Genomic DNA, 16,990 nt, shown 5'->3' on the forward strand with positions numbered 1-16,990 from the left:
ATTAGGGGTTTTTTAGTTCTGATAATGTATGTATTAGTTGAAAAATGCCTTCTGAATCTCCCAAATAAAATAATGACTTGAGAATTGTCTGACCTCTACAACTGCATCTTCACCATTTTTAGAAAAGATTAAACCGGAGCCCATTTGTTCTTGATACTTCCATCCTTTAGAGTTCATAAATTCTTTTACTACTTCATATTGATTATTCTCTGAATTCATTGAAAGGTACCTATTTCGTTTTTCTGTTTTGGCAAACTGCACATATTCAGAATCAGAAATTTTCAGTTTCATGGCAGATACAATCAAGGGTATTGGATTGCCCTCCTGAAAAAGTGCCGAACCAAAATTACTTACAATCAAACATGCCCCTAATACAAATACGATAATCAGTGTAATCGTTATTTTCTTTATATGATCCATCCGTTCGCTCTCCTTAAATAACAGTACCTATTAATAAGACGGAACAGAGATGATTTTTGTTTCAAAATGGAAATTTTTTCTCAAAACTCTCTTCAAATCTGAAGCAAATAGGATCTCCAGGTTATTCGTTTTTCAAAAAGGTACTTGGCATAACAACAGCGACGACTTCTCCACGGGCACAAAGAGTGTCGTTCGCAAATACTTCTGTCTCAACCTTAAATTTTTTCGGATGAATTTCCTGTACGGTTCCAATTGCTTTTAGAGCTACACCATGCGGAGTTGGCTTAAGGAAATTCACATTTAAAGAAGCTGTGACAAATCGAGGTGGTTCTGCTCCCTCTCCTGGTTCATGTCCATTTTTCCGATGGAGTGCAAGAGCTGCCGACCCGGTTCCGTGGCAATCGATTAATGATGCCAATAGCCCGCCATAAACAAAGCCTGGCAGTGCAAGATGCTCTGGTTTAGGGGAATAAATAGTTATGGTCTGCTCTTCTTTCCAGCCTGTCCGAAAATGGTGCCCCGCATTATTTAAGTGGCCACATCCATAGCACCAGGCAAAATCATCAGGATACTCATCTTGAATTGCTTTCATTACCGTTTCCTCCAATTACATTACCCCCTTTTTCTGAAAAGTATATCACACTTCTGAGAGGAGCGAGGCATTTGTTGACTTAATTTTCAAATAATATAAAATAATATTTAGTAAGACGAAAGATTGGATGGAGGAGATTGAGAATGAAAAAAACAGTTGAAAAACGGCTTACTCGCTCTGAAATACCAGAGCACTTGACATGGAACCTATTTGATTTATTTCCATCTGAACAGGCTTGGGAAGCTGAATTAGAGGTAATTGAACAAGAAATAGTTCTGGTTGATAGATTTAAAGGAACATTACATACTAGTTCGAGGGTTCTGTTAGATTGCTTATTGGCCCAAGAACAACTATCGATGAGAATTATTAAAGCCTGGACATATGCGAGATTGAAACAATCCGCCGATGGTTCTGACCCAGTTAACCAAGCAAATTCAGCAAAATTATCAGCATTGCGCACAAAAAGTATCGCTGCTTTATCATTTATCAACTCTGAGATTCTTGCTTTTGAGGATGGAGTGGTTGAAAAGTCCCTTCAGGAAGAACCTGAACTTGAGGCTTTCCGGAAAAACTTGATCGAACTTCTTGAATCCAAAAAACATAAGCTTACAGCGCAAACGGAAGAAGCACTAGCTGCTTTGGGTGAACTTCAAGGAGCGCCCTATCAAATCTATCAAATGACTAAGTTAGCTGATATGGAATTTGCACCAATCCTGGATGCAGAAGGAAATGAGCTTCCTGTTTCATTTGCCTTATTTGAGAATCGTTACGAATTTTCACCTGATACAGTTGTCCGCAGGAAGGCTTACAACTCCTTCGTTTCAACTTTAAAGCAATACAGAAACACAATCGCTGCATCATATGCAACAGAAGTCAATAAACAAATAACCCTCGCCCGCTTACGCAACTATGAGTCGGTAACACATATGCTTCTTGAACCGCAGCAGGTAACGGTAGAAATGTATAACAATCAGATTGACATTATCTATAAAGAATTGGCACCCTATATGCGCAGCTACGCCCAATTAAAACAAAAGGTTTTAGGGTTGGATCAAATGCTTTTTTGCGATCTAAAAGCACCATTGGATCCGGATTTCAATCCGAAAACAACATATGAAGAAGCGAGTCAGGTAATCTTGGAATCTCTAAAAGTAATGGGACCTGAATACTGCGATATTATCGAAAGAGGTTTTAAGGAAAGATGGGTTGATCTAGCCGATAATATTGGAAAATCAACCGGCGCCTTCTGCTCCAGCCCTTACGGTGCCCATCCATACATTCTGATTACATGGCAGAACAATATGCGCGGCTGCTTCACCTTGGCACATGAATTTGGCCATGCGGGACATTTCTACTTAGCTAATAAAAATCAAAGAATCATGAATGTTCGTCCGTCGATGTATTTCGTCGAAGCCCCTTCCACGATGAATGAAATGTTATTGGGTCAGCATTTGCTTGCCGGAACGGAAGATAAACAGATGCGTCGCTGGGTAATCCTGCAGCTCCTAGGAACCTATTATCATAACTTTGTTACCCATTTGCTTGAAGCCGAATATCAACGCAGAGTTTACGCTCTCGCCGAAGCTGGCAAAGCCCTTACAGCCAAAACATTAACCGAACTTACTGGAGAAGTTCTTGCTGAATTCTGGGGAGACACGGTTGAAATTGATGAAGGTGCCAGCCTGACTTGGATGCGCCAGCCGCACTATTATATGGGCTTATACCCGTACACCTACTCTGCCGGTTTAACGGCATCGACAGCTGTTGCGCAAATGATTCAGGAAGAAGGCCAGCCAGCCGTAGATAGATGGCTTGATGTGCTTCGTGCTGGTGGAACGATGAAGCCGCTTGAACTATTAAAGCACGCAGGCGTGGATATGTCGACATCAGACCCAATCCGTAAGGCAGTTGCCTATGTTGGCTCACTGATTGATGAATTGGAACAATCATATCAATAAATAATTTTTTTAAGGTGTCAGGCACCAATGGTGCCTGATACCTTTTTGTATGGAAAAGGGGCGGAGCGCCGCAAAAGCGAATTAGTTTATCCAATTCGAGTGAAATAAATACATTTTTCACTTCGAATTAGGTGAAGTTCTGCTCTGCTCACACCGCCTTTATTAAGTTAGCTTGGTTTTTAGAACGAATTGTATTTCCATGCTAGATGGTGGCGTGTAACGCCATTTACGTTTTCTGTGGAAAAGGGGCGGAGCGCCGCAAAAACGAATCACTTTAACCAGTTAAAGTGAAATACCCATTTCACTAGACGAAAGTTGTGAAGTCTAGCTCTGCTCTCACCGCCTTTATTAGGTGACTACGGCTTGTTCTCTAAATTTATATCCATGGGAGGGTTGGGAGTTGAGGCTCATGATAGTTTTTTATGAAACTTTTCCATTTCCTTATCCGTATTATTACAGACCAAAACGAAAACATGATTGAGAGGGGCACATTATGGGGAACATTTTTATATTCTCGTTAATTATTGGAATCGCTTCAGCACTTGTTCTAATACCGATATATTGGAATGATCATTCAAGTAATAAAAAGGGCAAACAGCTAAAAATAGAAGCATTCATAACTGTGATTGTCATAGTAATGCTACTAGTATCTGCCTTCTATTATTTTACTAATTTTGACAGAAATCTATCTTCTTTATGGCCGTTTGCAATTATCCTTACAGCCGGGGGAGCAGTATTTGCTAGAGGGAAGGAAAGAAGATTCAAAGTACTTCTCTTCATTGGAAGTCTTATTTTAGGGGTTTACTTCCTAACCGCATTTATTTTTAATGCTAATGAAAAATATGAACAGGCAAAAATGACGGATAAGGTAGAAATTAAGATTTTTGATGAAAAAGAAACACCTGCCAGTGTTCCACCACAATTTGCCCGCAACAAAATGAAAAAGGCATTTGGCCAAGTTCCTCATACCAGCTTCTATGAACTTGGGAATCTCCAAATTCAAAAGGTAAATGGAGAATATGTTTATGTTGCTCCTGTAGAGTTCTCGGGATTTTTCAAATGGTGGAATGGAAATGAGACTCCAGGCTATTTTTCTTTGAGCGCAACCGACTCTTCTGCTAATCCAAAATTTATTAAGTCAACAATGGTTTACACACCTTCTGCATATTTTAATAAAAATATTGAGCGCCATATTCGTATGAAATTTCCGAAGAAGATTTTTTATGGGGATGTACAGTTAGAAATAGATGAGAATGGAAAACCATATTATATCCGTTCCTATGGTGATTTTATTTCTGCACGGAATGGATTTTCGGCTAAAGGTATCGTTCTCGTTGATGCTAAGACAGGTGTGACAAAGGAATATTCTTTATCTGCTATTCCTGATTTTATTGATGGTGCCGTCTCACCTGAAGCGATTAGCTTGAAAAACAGCTATTTCGGAAACTACATCCATGGTTTTTGGAATAGCAAATTTGGTAAATCCGACGTGAAGCTCCCTTCAGATGAAGGAACAGAGGCAAATGTAAGTCCGATTTTTGATGAAAACGGAATCATGTACTATTTTACCGACTTCACTAGTCCTAAAAAAAATGTGGACTCGATGCTCGGTTATTCCCTGACAAATGCAAGAACCGGAAAAGCGACTTACTATACCGGAAATCCAAGCGAATCCTACATGGATTCACAAGGTACCTTGCAGATCATCGAAAAGAAATTTATTGAAAAGAAATGGCATGGAAAGATGCCGATTCTCTATAACTTTTACGGGGAGGCAAGCTGGCTGACACCAGTTCTTGATTCCAATGGCTTCTTACAAAATTACTTTATCGTCTCTGCGGCGAATCCAGAAATATCAGTGTATGGAATCACCCCAAATGAAGCGTTAAGACAATACAAAACGGCCCTGCAGCGTGGCCGCGGGACTGTCGACGGCAGCTCAAAAGCTGAGGAAAAGGAAATTTCAGGTACGGTATTGCGCGTCTATAAAGAAAAATCTGGTGATTTTACTGTTGTCTCCTTTTTCCTTGACAACCACAAGAACTATATTATCTCTTCTGAAAAAGAACCAATGGTTATCTATTTAAAAGAAGGAGATAAAGTAACCCTAAGCTATTTGGAAACAGGCGAAGACTTTCAGCCAGCGAAAAAGGTAAAAATCGAAAATTTCGAATAAAACAGATAGGGTGTCAGGCACCATGTGAATTTTTCACATGGTGCCTGACACCTTAAATTATTCATTGAACTCTTTGAATTCTATTCTGAAGGCTATAGGTAAATGTTTTTTGTTTTGATGAGAGAAAATCGAGGAATGCTTCTAGGTCAGATTGCCCTATTTCTTTGTTTTTCGCTTGGGTAAATACGGTAAATCCATCTCCTCCTCCAGAAAGGAAGATATTCACTGTTACCGAATAGGCTTTATTCGGGTCAATCTCTGAGCCATCAGGCAATTTGATGTTCACGACCTTATCTCCCGGAGCTTTATTCGGATCCCACGTATAGCTGAAACCGGAAATTTGCAGCATTTGCGTCTTTGTTCCCCATTGCTGGTTCAGTACATCTCGAATTTGTTTACCTGTCATTGTCATTTTGACTAATTCATTATTAAATGGTTGAACGGTATAGGCTTCACCCCATGTTATATCACCAGCATCAATATCTGCTCTTATTCCGCCAGGGTTTGTCAACGCAAAATCTGTATTCATTTGATTTCTTTGAGCATCCGCAATGAGGTCGCCCATTACAGATTCTCCACTATCATTTTGATTCGCAGTTAACTCCACAGATGTCGATCCAATCACCCTGTTTATTATGGGGTCAACCTTCGCTTCGTAACCTTCAATCATCCGTTTTATTTCCTTGTCCGGTTCTATACCTTCCTGAATGGTTGTCACGATTTCAGCCTTTTTCGAGACAATATCCTTTGTTTTTGGATCAATTTCAACATTTACATCAGCAAAGGCCGTTCCATAGGAATAGGCTTGGACAACTAATTTATTGTTAATCATGGCATTCATATAGGTATGATTATGGCTGCCAAAAATAATATCCACTTCATCGTCCACCCGGTTCGCGATATTAACCAGCTGTCCTCTCCGATTTTCTCCATTTGGACTTGAAGTCCCGGGATTATGGGCTAAAACAACAATCGATTTAACATCTTGTTTTTTCAATTCGGCCACGTTCCGATTAATGGCCTCCACTTCATTATGGAACTCTATTCCAACCACACCTCTTTGTACCACTATTATAGGTGTTTTTGTAGTCACCACTCCGATAAAACCAATCGGCATTCCATTTACTTTGATTACTTTATAGGGAGGTAAAATGGTTTTTCCCGTTTTTCCATTAATCACATTCGCGACGATCCAAGGGAATTTCGATCCTTTCCAGTTTCCTGTATTTGGATGTGTTCCTCCATGTATGAGTCGAAGAAGTTCACTGACACCTTCGTCAAACTCATGATTACCAACTGTCCCAATAGCGAAACCCATCTTGTTCATAAATTCGATTGTTGGCTCATCCTGTAAAAGTGCTGAAACTGGCGGACTTGCACCTACCATATCTCCGACTTGGACAAGAAGTGTATTCTTATTCTCTGCTTCCCTTTTTTTTAAATATGCAGCTAAATAGTCTACCCGGCCAACCGGTTTTCCATTTACTTTTCGAGTTACATTCAATTGGCCATGGAGGTCATTTATCCCTAAAAACTTTACCTGTTTATACCGCTGATTCTGGGCAGGCAGTTTTACCATTTTCTGCTTTACTTCCGGGCGGTCGGGTACAAAGTCGTGGTATTCTTTTGATAAACCATAATCAACCTTTGGCGGCTTCTGCCTGCTTACTTGTACACTCTCCTTTTGAGATGTCAGGCTAATATTCAAGACTTGACTTTGATTCGAATCGTTAAGAAAACGAGCTGAAACACATCCATTTTCCACCCCTTCCATTAAGGAGAGGAAGGTGAAAGAAATTATTATCCTATATACCCACTTCATGCAATTCCTCCTCCAATTTTGTAACCAAGCCATGGCTATTTTTTGCTATGAGAAAGAGGAATATTCATCTTCAAAGAACTGAAAATTTTTTCACTACACGCTTTGCAAAGAATTAACAAAAGGCTAAATCCGAACAGTTACCTGCCTTGGATTCAGCCTCTAAAATCAATTCCCTTTTTTAAATATTTTTTGATAAACTAAGGATGTCCTTACCTCAATTTTTAACGTCCCATTTCCATATATAGTTTTTATTAAAAATGGGACTCCTGTCGTGTTTTTAAACTGAAAGTCCGGTCCTCCATAGGAGACTGTTGCATCCCTTCCTGGAGACACATAGCCAACAGACAAGGAATGATGATGCTTTTCAACATAACTAACGCCGAGCTGATCAACGGCATTAAACAATGTCGAAGAAGTCTGGCAAATTCCTCCGCCAACTCCATCGACTAATTTCTTATTAACAATTTCTTTCGCAATTTGATATCCATGAGCGGAATTACTAGGTCCCACAGTTAAATTAAATGAAAAAACATCCCCGGTTCCGACAATGATATTATTTATTGCCTCTGCTGACAGTTCGATATTTTTCGACCTGCCCACAACCGAGCTATTAAATCTGGTGGTAAAGGATGCGATGGCCACCTCTCCTAATTGAGCCATATCCTCCTGATTATAACCACTTTCTGTCATATACAAAGGCAGTTCAATATCTCCACCCACTGCCGACGCCTCCATCACCTTTTCAACCAACTCAGATTCCTCTAAAATAATTTTGGGCTTTCCTTTAATGATCTGGCCATTTGCATCTATTTTATCTAGAATCATCCGTTGGTCAAATCCAGGACTTTGATCAGTCCCCCGCGCAAGCCCCTTTGCCCACTTCTCAATTTCCTTTTTATAGGTTTCATTATCAGTTCCAAACCCCATATCCACCGGAAGAAAAGATTTTATAATATCCTTTGTATTTGGGTCTAACACATGAATCACTATTGGCTTTGGTTCCTCTTCCTTCTTGGGCTCTTCTAGTGGCTGTTTATCGGGCTTCTTCTGAGGTTTAGTTACATTTCCTTCTATTGTCTTATCCTTTGCGGTCTTTTCCGTACACCCTGCCCCACCTATTAAACTACAAATGAATAAAATAGAAAAAAACCATGTCCGCTTCACCATTTTCCCAACTTCTCCTCTTATTCAATATTCAATGATGCAATAATAAAGAATACTCATGAGAAAATACTCCCACTCACCTATCCTATTCAAACCGGCATGTCAACATTACTAATGTTTCTTATTGAAAAAAAAAGAACTTATTACTGTTGTGGTGACAATTTATTGTAAATACTATGTATTACTGGAAAATTAGTTCTCAACCTATCCCTTTTTCCAATAATATTTAATGAACCATGGACAGCGGGAAAAAGGTTTTTTCACGCCTAGCAGTTTCGAGTAAGGTTGTTAAGTAAACACAGAGACCTAACTCAATCAGCCTGTTGCGTAATTCTTTATTTTCGACATACATCTACATAAACTGAATTGAGCCAAGCAACGAGGACATTAATATGTTATAATAAAACTATCATTTTAATTTTTATATGAATGTTGTAATCCACATGTTCAACTTGGATACTGAAATAAAATGTATAAAGGAGTTTATTCATGACAAATTCAATCGAAACAGTTTATTTCTTAGAAAATCCTGAGAAGAATATTGTTAAATTTGCAACGGGTACCCAGCTGCGCTATGAGGATATTATTAAAGAGGTTTTTGGTGTAGCTAGTATCAATGATTTACAAATGATGATTCAATATAACAAGGGTTTTCAGAATAGCATTTGTAAAAGCCACGGGATTAGCGAAAAGAAGATTACTCTTGATAAAATAATTCGGGTCGCATCTAAAATGGACATGCTCCGATTAAAGAAAGAATTAATTGACAACAAAAGTAATAATATAGATGATTTGCCTATCGAAGCAAACATCCCTATTACCTGTCCTTTTGATTCCATCATTAAGCTACAAGAAGGTATATTCCAATGGGATGACAATAATTTTTCCTACAACTCAGTAAATTCAGGTGCCTAACACCTTTGTGGTTATAACAATCAACCTACAAAGGCAAGGTGCCTTTTTTTATATTAGAAAGAAGATACTAAAAAACCGCTAGAGGATTTTCTAGCGGTTTTTTTAGTGTCAGCGTTTTCCGTAACCAGTTGCTGATTCGTAATCTTATTTACGTCTATTATTCTTCTTTGTCATTCTTCCTAATAAGAATGCTCCTGCTGCAACTCCAATGACGGTGTTCGTTTTTTTATTAAATACTTGCTTAGCTACTAAATTTAAGTTTTGCGGTCTTTCTGCTAGACGTCTCATGAAATAACCATACCAATCATTTCCAAAAGGAACATAGGTACAGAAATTGTAACCTTCGCTAGCTAGTTTTAATTGAAGCTCTTTTCTAAAACCATAAAGCATTTGAAATTCGAATTTTTCATTCGGAATGTTGTTCTTTTTAACAAATTCTTTCAAATGACTGATAATTCTATGATCATGTGTGGCAATTGATGTGAATTTCCCGTTTAACAGATGCCATTCAGTAATCTTAATAAAGTTAGCATCAATATCCTTTTTGTCTGGGTAGGCAATTTCTTCAGACTCTTTATAGGCACCTTTTACAATACGGATGCGGAAATTTTTATATTTTTCGAGATATTCTTGTGCTTCACGGAAATAGGACTGAATTACGGTTCCGACATTATCATATTCCAATGAAAGATCGTCTAATAGATCAAAAGTTGGCTCCAGGTGACTGAAGTCCTCCATATCGATATTAACAAAAATACCATAACTGTCAGCTCTATCAACAATTTCTTTTACGTTGTTCAAACAAAAAGTATAATCAATATCCAGCCCTACTTGTGTTGGTTTTAAGGAAATATGTGCATCCACTTGACTCGCATGAATCGCTTCAATCACCTTAAGAATTTGTTCTTTAGCTGCTACTGCTTCTTCTTCTTTGAAAACAAATTCTCCTAAATTATCGATGGTACAAGAGATTCCCTTGGAATTTAGCTCTTTAATACTTTTGATGGCTTCTTCTATATTGGTTCCGGCTACGACAGATTGCGCCCCCAATTTTAAACCATACTTTTTAGCTGTACTATTAAGTAATTGATTTTGGGATAAGCCCATGAAAAAATCTTTCAACATAGCGATTTCTCCTTGCGATTAAATTTACAATATTATTATAGCATACGCTTTCAATAAAAATTATTTTGCGAATATTCCCAATATAAAATATCAAAAAAAGTGGAGTTAGGCACTATTTTGTTAATTATATGGATAATATATAGTTAATTAGATATTTAGGGAGCCTCTGCCTTTTATGGAAAACTACACGAATAATAATACTGCAAGACGATATAAAGCTCAGGTGAGCATTCTCGGCACCACTCAATTACATCTTAGAAATCCTTATATTATTGGTTGGTGGTCTGCTGCATTTCCAGGATTTGGCCATCTTCTTTTATCAAAATATCTCCGTGGATTTGTCCTTTTTATTTGGGAGGTCGTTATTAACCTCCAGGCACATGTGAACCAAGCAATGATTTACTCATTTCAGGGGAAAATCGGAATGGCTAAAGAAGTTCTGGATACAAGGTGGTTATTAATTTATATCCCTGTATATCTTTTTGGCATATGGGATAGTTACCGTACTACTGTTGATATGAATCAGGTGTATCTTTTAGCAAAACGAGAGAACCATCGATATAATACCTTCAGTCTAGGTGCGATGGAAATTAACTACTTAGATAAGCGAAAACCGAGTACTTCGGTTATTTGGACTATATTTATGCCGGGTTTGGGTCAACTCTATAACCATAGAATTATCACCGCACTATTTATCATCGTATGGTCTGTTATCTTTTTCTACAAATCCTGTGTACTTGAAGCAGTTTCTATGCTTTTTTTAGGGCAGGTTCACCAAGCCACTAATGTTTTAAATGCTGAGTGGCTGCTTTTTTTACCCTCTATTCATATCTTTTCCATTTATGACTCGTTGGTTTCTACAGTCGAAAATAATAAACTCTTTGAAGATGAACTGCGAAATTTTTTGAAAATGAATTATCAACATGCTAGTTTCGTCATTCAAAAAGGGAAAAAAGTGAAGTGATCAGATGCAGATATTCTCAACCTTTGAGGACACTGGATATTTAGAATTAGCCATTTCTTTATTGGAAGAAAAAGGGATAAATAAAGAAAATATTTTTGCCGTCCCACTTGATAATCGCCAAGCAGACAGAAAAATCTTTGATACACTCCATCGTTCGGATGGAATTTCTCTCGTGGATCTTGCGATGGCATTAGCCACCGCATTTTCCGTCATTTGTGCCAGCATCGGCTTTATTTTGTCTTGGGGTCCTATATATTGGGGGTTAATTGGTGCTTCAATCGGATTTGTTTTAGGATTAGCTATCAAACTTTTTATCATAAAAGTAGTTAAAAAGCAACCTAACCAATTACATGGTCAAAAGAGTGAAGTCATCTTAATTATTGACTGCGATGCAACAAAAGCAGAACTCATCGAGGAAATCCTTTGGGATCACCTGGCAATAGGGGTAGCAAAGATTGTCAACAAATAATAGGAATAACAAGGTGTCAGGCACCAATAGAGCCTGACACCTTGTTGTTCATTTACTTTTCCTTTTTCCGCAAAATCCTCCTTTGTCCCAAAAACCCTTTTCAGAGCAGCCGATACAAGAGAATCCAGCTGCAATACAACGGTCATAACCAATCGATTCACATGCATTAAAGGCTGTGGGACCTTTACATCCTAATTTAAACAAGCAATAACCTTTCCGGGCTCCTTCATCGTCGTATGACTCAGCAAATAATTTTTGATCAAAAAAGGCTTTACGGTGACAGGTCATATGGACGGTTTTCTGATAAAATGCTTTTGGTCTTAACTTTTTATCAAGCTCAGGCAGTTCTCCATGAAAATGGACATGTAAAAGTGTCCCAATAATGACCTCTGGAATGGGCGGACATCCTGGGACTAACGCTACAGGTACATCTTCTGGAAGAACAGCCCTAATATCTACTGCATTTGTTGGATTAACACCTGCGGCAGGAATTCCACCCCAAGCAGAACAGCTTCCAAAAGCAATTACAGCCTTTGCATTTTTGGCAGCCTCGCTGATTTCATCACGGACGGATTTACCTGCAATCATGAGGAATTCATCACTTCCGGGTATACCTCCCTCAACAGCAAGCACATATTCCCCCTGATACTTTGCAAAAATCGACTCCTTATGTTCTTCAGCTTGGTACCCACTTGCCACTGAGAGAAGTTCACTATACTCTAAGGAGATAAAATTTAGAATCGTATCCAATGTTGTTGGTTCAAAGGAACGGGTAAAAGCTTCTTTACAGCCTGTACAATCGAGAGCGCTTATCCAAATAACAGGAAGACGTTTGTCCGTTTTATCGAGCATATCTTCTGTAACGTTGATTGCTTCTAACCAATTGTATGTAGACATAGTATTATTCTCCTTCATTGGGAATGTCTTTTGCGGATTCATTGTTCAATTTCTCACAAATAGGCATTTATGCCAATCTCTTTTCCATGTATCCAGCACCTATATCTGAAGTGTATTACTTAAATTAATCTTTTGTCCATGTGTTTTAAAAACGTTTAAAAAATGTTCTTTAAACTGTATTTAGCGTGTAAATGTAGAAATTAAGATTGTGTAAAAGGAAAAGAAAAGTATTTAGTCATTAATTAATGTTTACAACCAGGTGGTTAAGGAGTTTATTCAATCCTCCTTTCACAGTTTCCTCAATCCACTGCTTCCATCCCCCCTACTCATTGCTTCAATTTTTATTTATTCTTCTATTAAGCTATCCATTTCGTGGGCTTAAACATAACATTTGGTATGAGGACAGACTCTCATTGAATATTTTTAACTATGGCTAAATTCACTTAAAAAAAATATAAAAAAATCTTCAAAAGCAAAGGGGGGACAATTACAATTATGTGGATAGCCCACTATCTTGATCCCATTGAGATAGCGTTAGAAAAAGGAATGGCAGCCAAAGAAGTCGTTTGCTCTATTACAACAGGATTTCGATCGATTCCATCCTTACGAAATGCACCAGGTCTTAATCCCTACCATGCTACTGTTGCGGATATAGGCTACGGATTTGATGCAGTACGCGGAACGATTCAACGGCTCCGTAATGGCGAATCTATTTCTCTTGTAAAAGAAATGCTTGTATTTGACCTTGATACACTGCGAATTAGTGAACAACAACTAAAACCAAATTTTCACCTAGTTGCAAAAGAGGCTGATGCAAAAACCCTCTATTTGATTAACACAAGTCAGAACCTCCACCAGGAAATGGCTGATAGGATCAACGAAGCCATCAAATATGGTCAGGTCTTCCTTGGATCTGAATGGGTAACGATACTTAAACGGGTCCAAACCGTTCAAGCAATCCCTCGTCTATAATAAATTTTGGGAAAGGGAGTGAATCACTATGCCGCAAATGAGTGAAGCTGAACAACAGCATTTGTTAGATTGGTGGACAGCCACGAATTCAGGTACATTAGTGGTTCAACGGTTAGTTTCATTAATAACAGAACTGAGGTTACACCCTGAATCAAGCCGTGCTGATGGGATGATCCTATTTTATCGGGCTGCGTCAGAGATATCATACGGTTATGCAGGGATGCGGGGGTGTATCCGTCGAGCCTTTACAAATGAATACTCTGACTTTCTCCGGAACAATATTGTGAGGTGCCACGGCTTTGCCCAGAAATTTTCTGTTGATACGAAGGTACTCCTTGAACGTGTCGCCAAACAAATAACTGGACAAAACGCGTTACAATTGGTAGACCGTATTCGCAAGACATTAATCGAAAATGACGTACAGTTAAAGGAAATCGAGGAAAAAGCTAATTCATTTTTTGGGAAAGATACCTTCCTTTCCATGCAAAAGAAGGTAATGCAATCTATCACACTTCCTAATAAATAGTAGTGAAAAAAGGCTACCAAGTATTCCTTAGCAGCCTAGAGCTTGAAATAAAAGAAATTATTTTGATCTTCTATTACGATTTCGCAAGAAGGTAGGGATTTCCAGAGAATTATCTGGCTGTTCCGAATCGCGGGCAGTCAAACCCATCAACCCTTTTGACTTGTTCCATTGCAGACTATTATCAGACACCTGTTCCTCCAACGCTTGCCGCTGCCGGCCATAATGAACACTCGGTTCCCCAGTAATAATCTTTTCACGACTTGATTTAGCTTGTGAGTTTGGACTTGACTTTCCTTCCCTTGAAGAAGGAGAAGATGAACTTTCCTTGTCTGTGAAGCCAGTGGCAATGACTGTAATCATAATTTCATCCTTTAAGCTTTCGTTAATAATGGAACCGAAAATCATGTTTAAATCCTTGTCTGCAGCAGATGCCACAATATCTGCTGCCTCTTGTACTTCAAACAGACTTAAATTGCTACCGCCTGTAATATTCATTAACACCCCTTGAGCTCCGTCAATGGAGGTTTCAAGTAATGGGCTGGATATAGCTCTTTTAGCTGCCTCAACTGCACGTCTTTCACCCTTTGCGACCCCAATTCCCATTAAGGCAGTCCCTTGATTAGACATGATTGTTTTCACATCGGCAAAATCAAGGTTGATTAATCCTGGGATAGCAATTAGATCAGAGATGCCCTGTACCCCCTGACGAAGAACATTATCCGCTTCGCGAAATGCCTCTATCATAGGTGTTTTTTTATCAACAATCTGTAATAAACGATCATTAGGAACAATAATTAAGGTGTCGACCGCTTCCCTCATACACTCAATTCCGCTCGCTGCATTAACCCTGCGCTTATGCCCTTCAAATCCGAACGGGCGAGTAACAACACCAATCGTGAGTGCTCCCAACTTACGAGAAATTTCTGCAATCGCTGGTGCTGCCCCTGTACCCGTACCGCCACCCATTCCAGCTGTAACAAAGACCATGTCTGCTCCTTTTATTACATCTTCAATCTGCCTTTTGCTCTCTTCCACTGCCTTCCTGCCTATTTCTGGATCGGCACCTGCTCCTAAACCTCTTGTTAATGTTGCCCCAATTTGCATCTTAATCGCGGCTTTTGATAGATTAAGTGCTTGGGCATCGGTATTCACCGCAATAAATTCCACACCTTGAACTCCGCCTTCAATCATTCGGTTTACCGCATTATTCCCACCACCGCCAACACCGATTACCTTAATTTTAGCTACTTGATCTATGTCCATGTCAAATTCCCACATTTAATATCCCTCCTAAAGTCCGCTCACTATATTAAAACCCAGTGACTTTTTCTAAATTAATAGTTTTACATAAAACACCTTTATCTAAATATTTTACCAATATAATGGAGTTTTTTATATAGTACTCTTAACATTCCTTTAAAAAAAATGCCAAGGAAGCTCCATCTAGCTAGTTGGATTTTTCCTGGCATTTCATTTCACACACTATTAATCCTCAGACTTCTTAATTTCCATATAAATGGAGCGGTCGCTGGTTATTCCGAAGCTAATGGTTTTCTCTTCGCCCGCTGATACATCAGCCCAAAATTCGATATGGTTTGTGTCAACTTCTTTAAATTCATCTGTTGACTCCTCAATCTTCCAAAACCTCTCACTGATATAATGGTTAATCTTAATCAGTGCGTTTTCACTTTTTCTGTTTTTCAAAATGTACTCATGCTTCTCATATTCATAGTTTTTCATTTTATAGCGTTTAAGGATTTTGCTTTCACAAACAATATCGAAGGCATTTCCAATATATAATGAGACTTTTTCATCCTTCGCTGTGTGGGAAATGCGATCTTCGCCGATAAATTCGGTGGTGTTCTCTTCTGTATCCTCTTGGTAGACTTTAATTTTCCCTTTAGGTAAGGGAATTCCCATATGATTAGCCACTGAATTCTTGATTTCGAGCATTACTTTTGGATGATCACTGTAAGAATCAAACTCATAATAACGTTTGAACACCCCATTTTCAACTTCGATAAACTTAATTTGCTTTTCCTGATTATCTTTTAAAGTAGTAGTTCCTCTTAACGTATAAATATGGTAGTCTGCAAAGGACTTTTCCTCAAAGTTTTCTTCCATCCTAGTTCGGCTATAAAGAACTGGTTCAATATCGTAATCTGCAACCTCTTCAACTCGGTTCACATCCCCTGCCAATACTTTCAACTTGGCATCATGAAAAGCAGTCCCAGAATTATTTTCAATCTCAATCCAGCCAGCTAGGTCAAAGGTGTCATTTTTGAGGTTAAGCACATAATTCGATTCCCAGCGAATTCCTTTTGTTATATATGAAACATTGATTGTTTTCGTATTTGAAGGAGCTACTTTCCAAACTAGTGCAGGCTTAACAATTAATTCATCTGGGAGCTTTGGTAAAATAATCTCACCTGGTGCGTCTAAAACAATCTCCTTTGTCGCTGCATTTTCTAAAACGATACCGCCACTTACACTTAGCAAGCGGTACTCTGTTTTCTCATTGGTCTTCAAATCCTGTAAAAAGACAGTCCGGTCAATATACTTTTCCAACAACTTGTACTTATCGACTAAATCAAATTCATAATTCAACTCTTTCACTTCCACACCAGATACAATAATGGAATCGGTTTCAATTTTTTTCGCAACATCTAAATAATGAACAATGGTCTCATTCTCCTGTGGTATGAATTCTCTCGTTTCTTTCACAACAGCAAAGTTGTCATAATAAATCGTTATTGATAGGTTTTGAGTATTGGATAATGAAGATTTGTAAACCATTTTTTGTACCTCCATTTAATTGGATTAAGAATAAACAATTAACAATTAAAAGCCCGTCCCTCGGAAATCTACCATTACAAATAATTTACTATTTTGATAAAAATTTTACCATATTTTCCATAGACATGAGGTGGTATTTTTGTACGGACATAAAAAAAGCCCTCAGCAATTCGAGGACTTCTTTCGAAAACAAT

15 protein-coding genes are annotated in these 16,990 nt (G+C 38.4%); 7 read left to right on the forward strand and 8 right to left on the reverse strand.

What is annotated here, in order from left to right; genetic code table 11:
- Window positions 1–33: 33 nt before the first annotated feature.
- Together M5A78_RS04560 and M5A78_RS04565 are read right to left on the reverse strand one after the other, a co-directional pair.
- A complete protein-coding gene (locus M5A78_RS04560) occupies window positions 34–420 on the reverse strand; it encodes a hypothetical protein (protein ID WP_248734094.1) in 387 nt (128 codons plus the stop codon).
- A gap of 121 nt (window positions 421–541) precedes the next feature.
- Window positions 542–1,012 carry a PaaI family thioesterase gene (locus M5A78_RS04565; RefSeq protein WP_406603664.1) on the reverse strand — a complete coding sequence of 157 codons (471 nt, stop codon included), beginning with the start codon at window positions 1,010–1,012 and terminating at the stop codon, window positions 542–544.
- A 143-nt stretch (window positions 1,013–1,155) separates the two neighbouring features.
- Between M5A78_RS04565 and pepF the strand changes: the two genes are divergently transcribed.
- Both pepF and M5A78_RS04575 read left to right on the forward strand, forming a co-directional pair.
- A complete protein-coding gene (gene pepF / locus M5A78_RS04570; RefSeq protein ID WP_248734096.1) occupies window positions 1,156–2,970 on the forward strand; it encodes an oligoendopeptidase F in 1,815 nt (604 codons plus the stop codon).
- Window positions 2,971–3,463: 493 nt separating this feature from the next.
- Window positions 3,464–5,146 carry a hypothetical protein gene (locus M5A78_RS04575; RefSeq protein ID WP_248734097.1) on the forward strand — a complete coding sequence of 561 codons (1,683 nt, stop codon included), beginning with the start codon at window positions 3,464–3,466 and terminating at the stop codon, window positions 5,144–5,146.
- 61 nt (window positions 5,147–5,207) lie between these two features.
- On the opposite strand, the gene M5A78_RS04580 is transcribed toward M5A78_RS04575, so the two are convergent.
- Both M5A78_RS04580 and M5A78_RS04585 read right to left on the reverse strand, forming a co-directional pair.
- The gene (locus tag M5A78_RS04580) at window positions 5,208–6,968 is read right to left on the reverse strand and encodes a bifunctional metallophosphatase/5'-nucleotidase (RefSeq protein WP_248734098.1); all 1,761 of its coding nucleotides are present in this window, start codon (window positions 6,966–6,968) and stop codon (window positions 5,208–5,210) included.
- A gap of 165 nt (window positions 6,969–7,133) precedes the next feature.
- Window positions 7,134–8,135 (reverse strand): VanW family protein, encoded by a 1,002-nt coding sequence (locus M5A78_RS04585; protein ID WP_248734099.1) that lies wholly within the window; start codon window positions 8,133–8,135, stop codon window positions 7,134–7,136.
- Window positions 8,136–8,621: 486 nt separating this feature from the next.
- Here M5A78_RS04585 and M5A78_RS04590 point away from each other — a divergent pair, with 486 nt between their 5' ends.
- On the forward strand, window positions 8,622–9,047 hold the full coding sequence (locus M5A78_RS04590; protein ID WP_248734100.1) for a hypothetical protein: 426 nt from the start codon (window positions 8,622–8,624) through the stop codon (window positions 9,045–9,047).
- Between the two features lie 144 nt (window positions 9,048–9,191).
- Here the strand turns inward: M5A78_RS04590 and M5A78_RS04595 are convergent, their stop codons facing one another.
- Entirely contained in the window at window positions 9,192–10,172 is a 981-nt protein-coding gene (locus M5A78_RS04595; protein ID WP_248734101.1) for a proline dehydrogenase family protein, read from the reverse strand.
- 175 nt (window positions 10,173–10,347) lie between these two features.
- Between M5A78_RS04595 and M5A78_RS04600 the strand changes: the two genes are divergently transcribed.
- Both M5A78_RS04600 and M5A78_RS04605 read left to right on the forward strand, forming a co-directional pair.
- A complete protein-coding gene (locus M5A78_RS04600; protein ID WP_248734102.1) occupies window positions 10,348–11,136 on the forward strand; it encodes a hypothetical protein in 789 nt (262 codons plus the stop codon).
- A 4-nt stretch (window positions 11,137–11,140) separates the two neighbouring features.
- Window positions 11,141–11,605, forward strand: a complete 465-nt coding sequence (locus M5A78_RS04605; RefSeq protein ID WP_248734103.1) for a hypothetical protein — start codon at window positions 11,141–11,143, stop codon at window positions 11,603–11,605.
- 48 nt (window positions 11,606–11,653) lie between these two features.
- Here M5A78_RS04605 and M5A78_RS04610 read toward each other — a convergent pair whose 3' ends face one another.
- Entirely contained in the window at window positions 11,654–12,502 is an 849-nt protein-coding gene (locus M5A78_RS04610) for a hydrogenase small subunit (RefSeq protein WP_248734104.1), read from the reverse strand.
- 495 nt (window positions 12,503–12,997) lie between these two features.
- Here M5A78_RS04610 and M5A78_RS04615 point away from each other — a divergent pair, with 495 nt between their 5' ends.
- Entirely contained in the window at window positions 12,998–13,474 is a 477-nt protein-coding gene (locus M5A78_RS04615) for a hypothetical protein (protein ID WP_248734105.1), read from the forward strand.
- A gap of 28 nt (window positions 13,475–13,502) precedes the next feature.
- A complete protein-coding gene (locus tag M5A78_RS04620) occupies window positions 13,503–14,000 on the forward strand; it encodes a hypothetical protein (protein ID WP_248734106.1) in 498 nt (165 codons plus the stop codon).
- Window positions 14,001–14,057: 57 nt separating this feature from the next.
- Here the strand turns inward: M5A78_RS04620 and ftsZ are convergent, their stop codons facing one another.
- Together ftsZ and M5A78_RS04630 are read right to left on the reverse strand one after the other, a co-directional pair.
- On the reverse strand, window positions 14,058–15,278 hold the full coding sequence (gene ftsZ / locus M5A78_RS04625) for a cell division protein FtsZ (RefSeq protein WP_248734107.1): 1,221 nt from the start codon (window positions 15,276–15,278) through the stop codon (window positions 14,058–14,060).
- Window positions 15,279–15,485: 207 nt separating this feature from the next.
- A complete protein-coding gene (locus M5A78_RS04630; RefSeq protein ID WP_248734108.1) occupies window positions 15,486–16,796 on the reverse strand; it encodes a DUF4139 domain-containing protein in 1,311 nt (436 codons plus the stop codon).
- Between the last annotated feature and the right edge of the window lie 194 nt (window positions 16,797–16,990).

The sequence above is a fragment of the Neobacillus rhizosphaerae genome (assembly GCF_937468385.1).
GTDB lineage: Bacteria > Bacillota > Bacilli > Bacillales > Cytobacillaceae > Neobacillus > Neobacillus rhizosphaerae.

What these genes read in the sequence shown, in the direction of transcription:
- M5A78_RS04595 (WP_248734101.1), bottom strand. Translation starts at nt 10,172, where the DNA reads ATGTTGAAAGATTTTTTCATGGGCTTATCCCAAAATCAATTACTTAAT.
- pepF (WP_248734096.1), top strand. Translation starts at nt 1,156, where the DNA reads ATGAAAAAAACAGTTGAAAAACGGCTTACTCGCTCTGAAATACCAGAG.
- M5A78_RS04630 (WP_248734108.1), bottom strand. Translation starts at nt 16,796, where the DNA reads ATGGTTTACAAATCTTCATTATCCAATACTCAAAACCTATCAATAACG.
- M5A78_RS04615 (WP_248734105.1), top strand. Translation starts at nt 12,998, where the DNA reads ATGTGGATAGCCCACTATCTTGATCCCATTGAGATAGCGTTAGAAAAA.
- ftsZ (WP_248734107.1), bottom strand. Translation starts at nt 15,278, where the DNA reads ATGTGGGAATTTGACATGGACATAGATCAAGTAGCTAAAATTAAGGTA.
- M5A78_RS04600 (WP_248734102.1), top strand. Translation starts at nt 10,348, where the DNA reads ATGGAAAACTACACGAATAATAATACTGCAAGACGATATAAAGCTCAG.
- M5A78_RS04585 (WP_248734099.1), bottom strand. Translation starts at nt 8,135, where the DNA reads ATGGTGAAGCGGACATGGTTTTTTTCTATTTTATTCATTTGTAGTTTA.
- M5A78_RS04560 (WP_248734094.1), bottom strand. Translation starts at nt 420, where the DNA reads ATGGATCATATAAAGAAAATAACGATTACACTGATTATCGTATTTGTA.
- M5A78_RS04590 (WP_248734100.1), top strand. Translation starts at nt 8,622, where the DNA reads ATGACAAATTCAATCGAAACAGTTTATTTCTTAGAAAATCCTGAGAAG.
- M5A78_RS04610 (WP_248734104.1), bottom strand. Translation starts at nt 12,502, where the DNA reads ATGTCTACATACAATTGGTTAGAAGCAATCAACGTTACAGAAGATATG.
- M5A78_RS04580 (WP_248734098.1), bottom strand. Translation starts at nt 6,968, where the DNA reads ATGAAGTGGGTATATAGGATAATAATTTCTTTCACCTTCCTCTCCTTA.
- M5A78_RS04605 (WP_248734103.1), top strand. Translation starts at nt 11,141, where the DNA reads ATGCAGATATTCTCAACCTTTGAGGACACTGGATATTTAGAATTAGCC.
- M5A78_RS04620 (WP_248734106.1), top strand. Translation starts at nt 13,503, where the DNA reads ATGCCGCAAATGAGTGAAGCTGAACAACAGCATTTGTTAGATTGGTGG.
- M5A78_RS04565 (WP_406603664.1), bottom strand. Translation starts at nt 1,012, where the DNA reads ATGAAAGCAATTCAAGATGAGTATCCTGATGATTTTGCCTGGTGCTAT.
- M5A78_RS04575 (WP_248734097.1), top strand. Translation starts at nt 3,464, where the DNA reads ATGGGGAACATTTTTATATTCTCGTTAATTATTGGAATCGCTTCAGCA.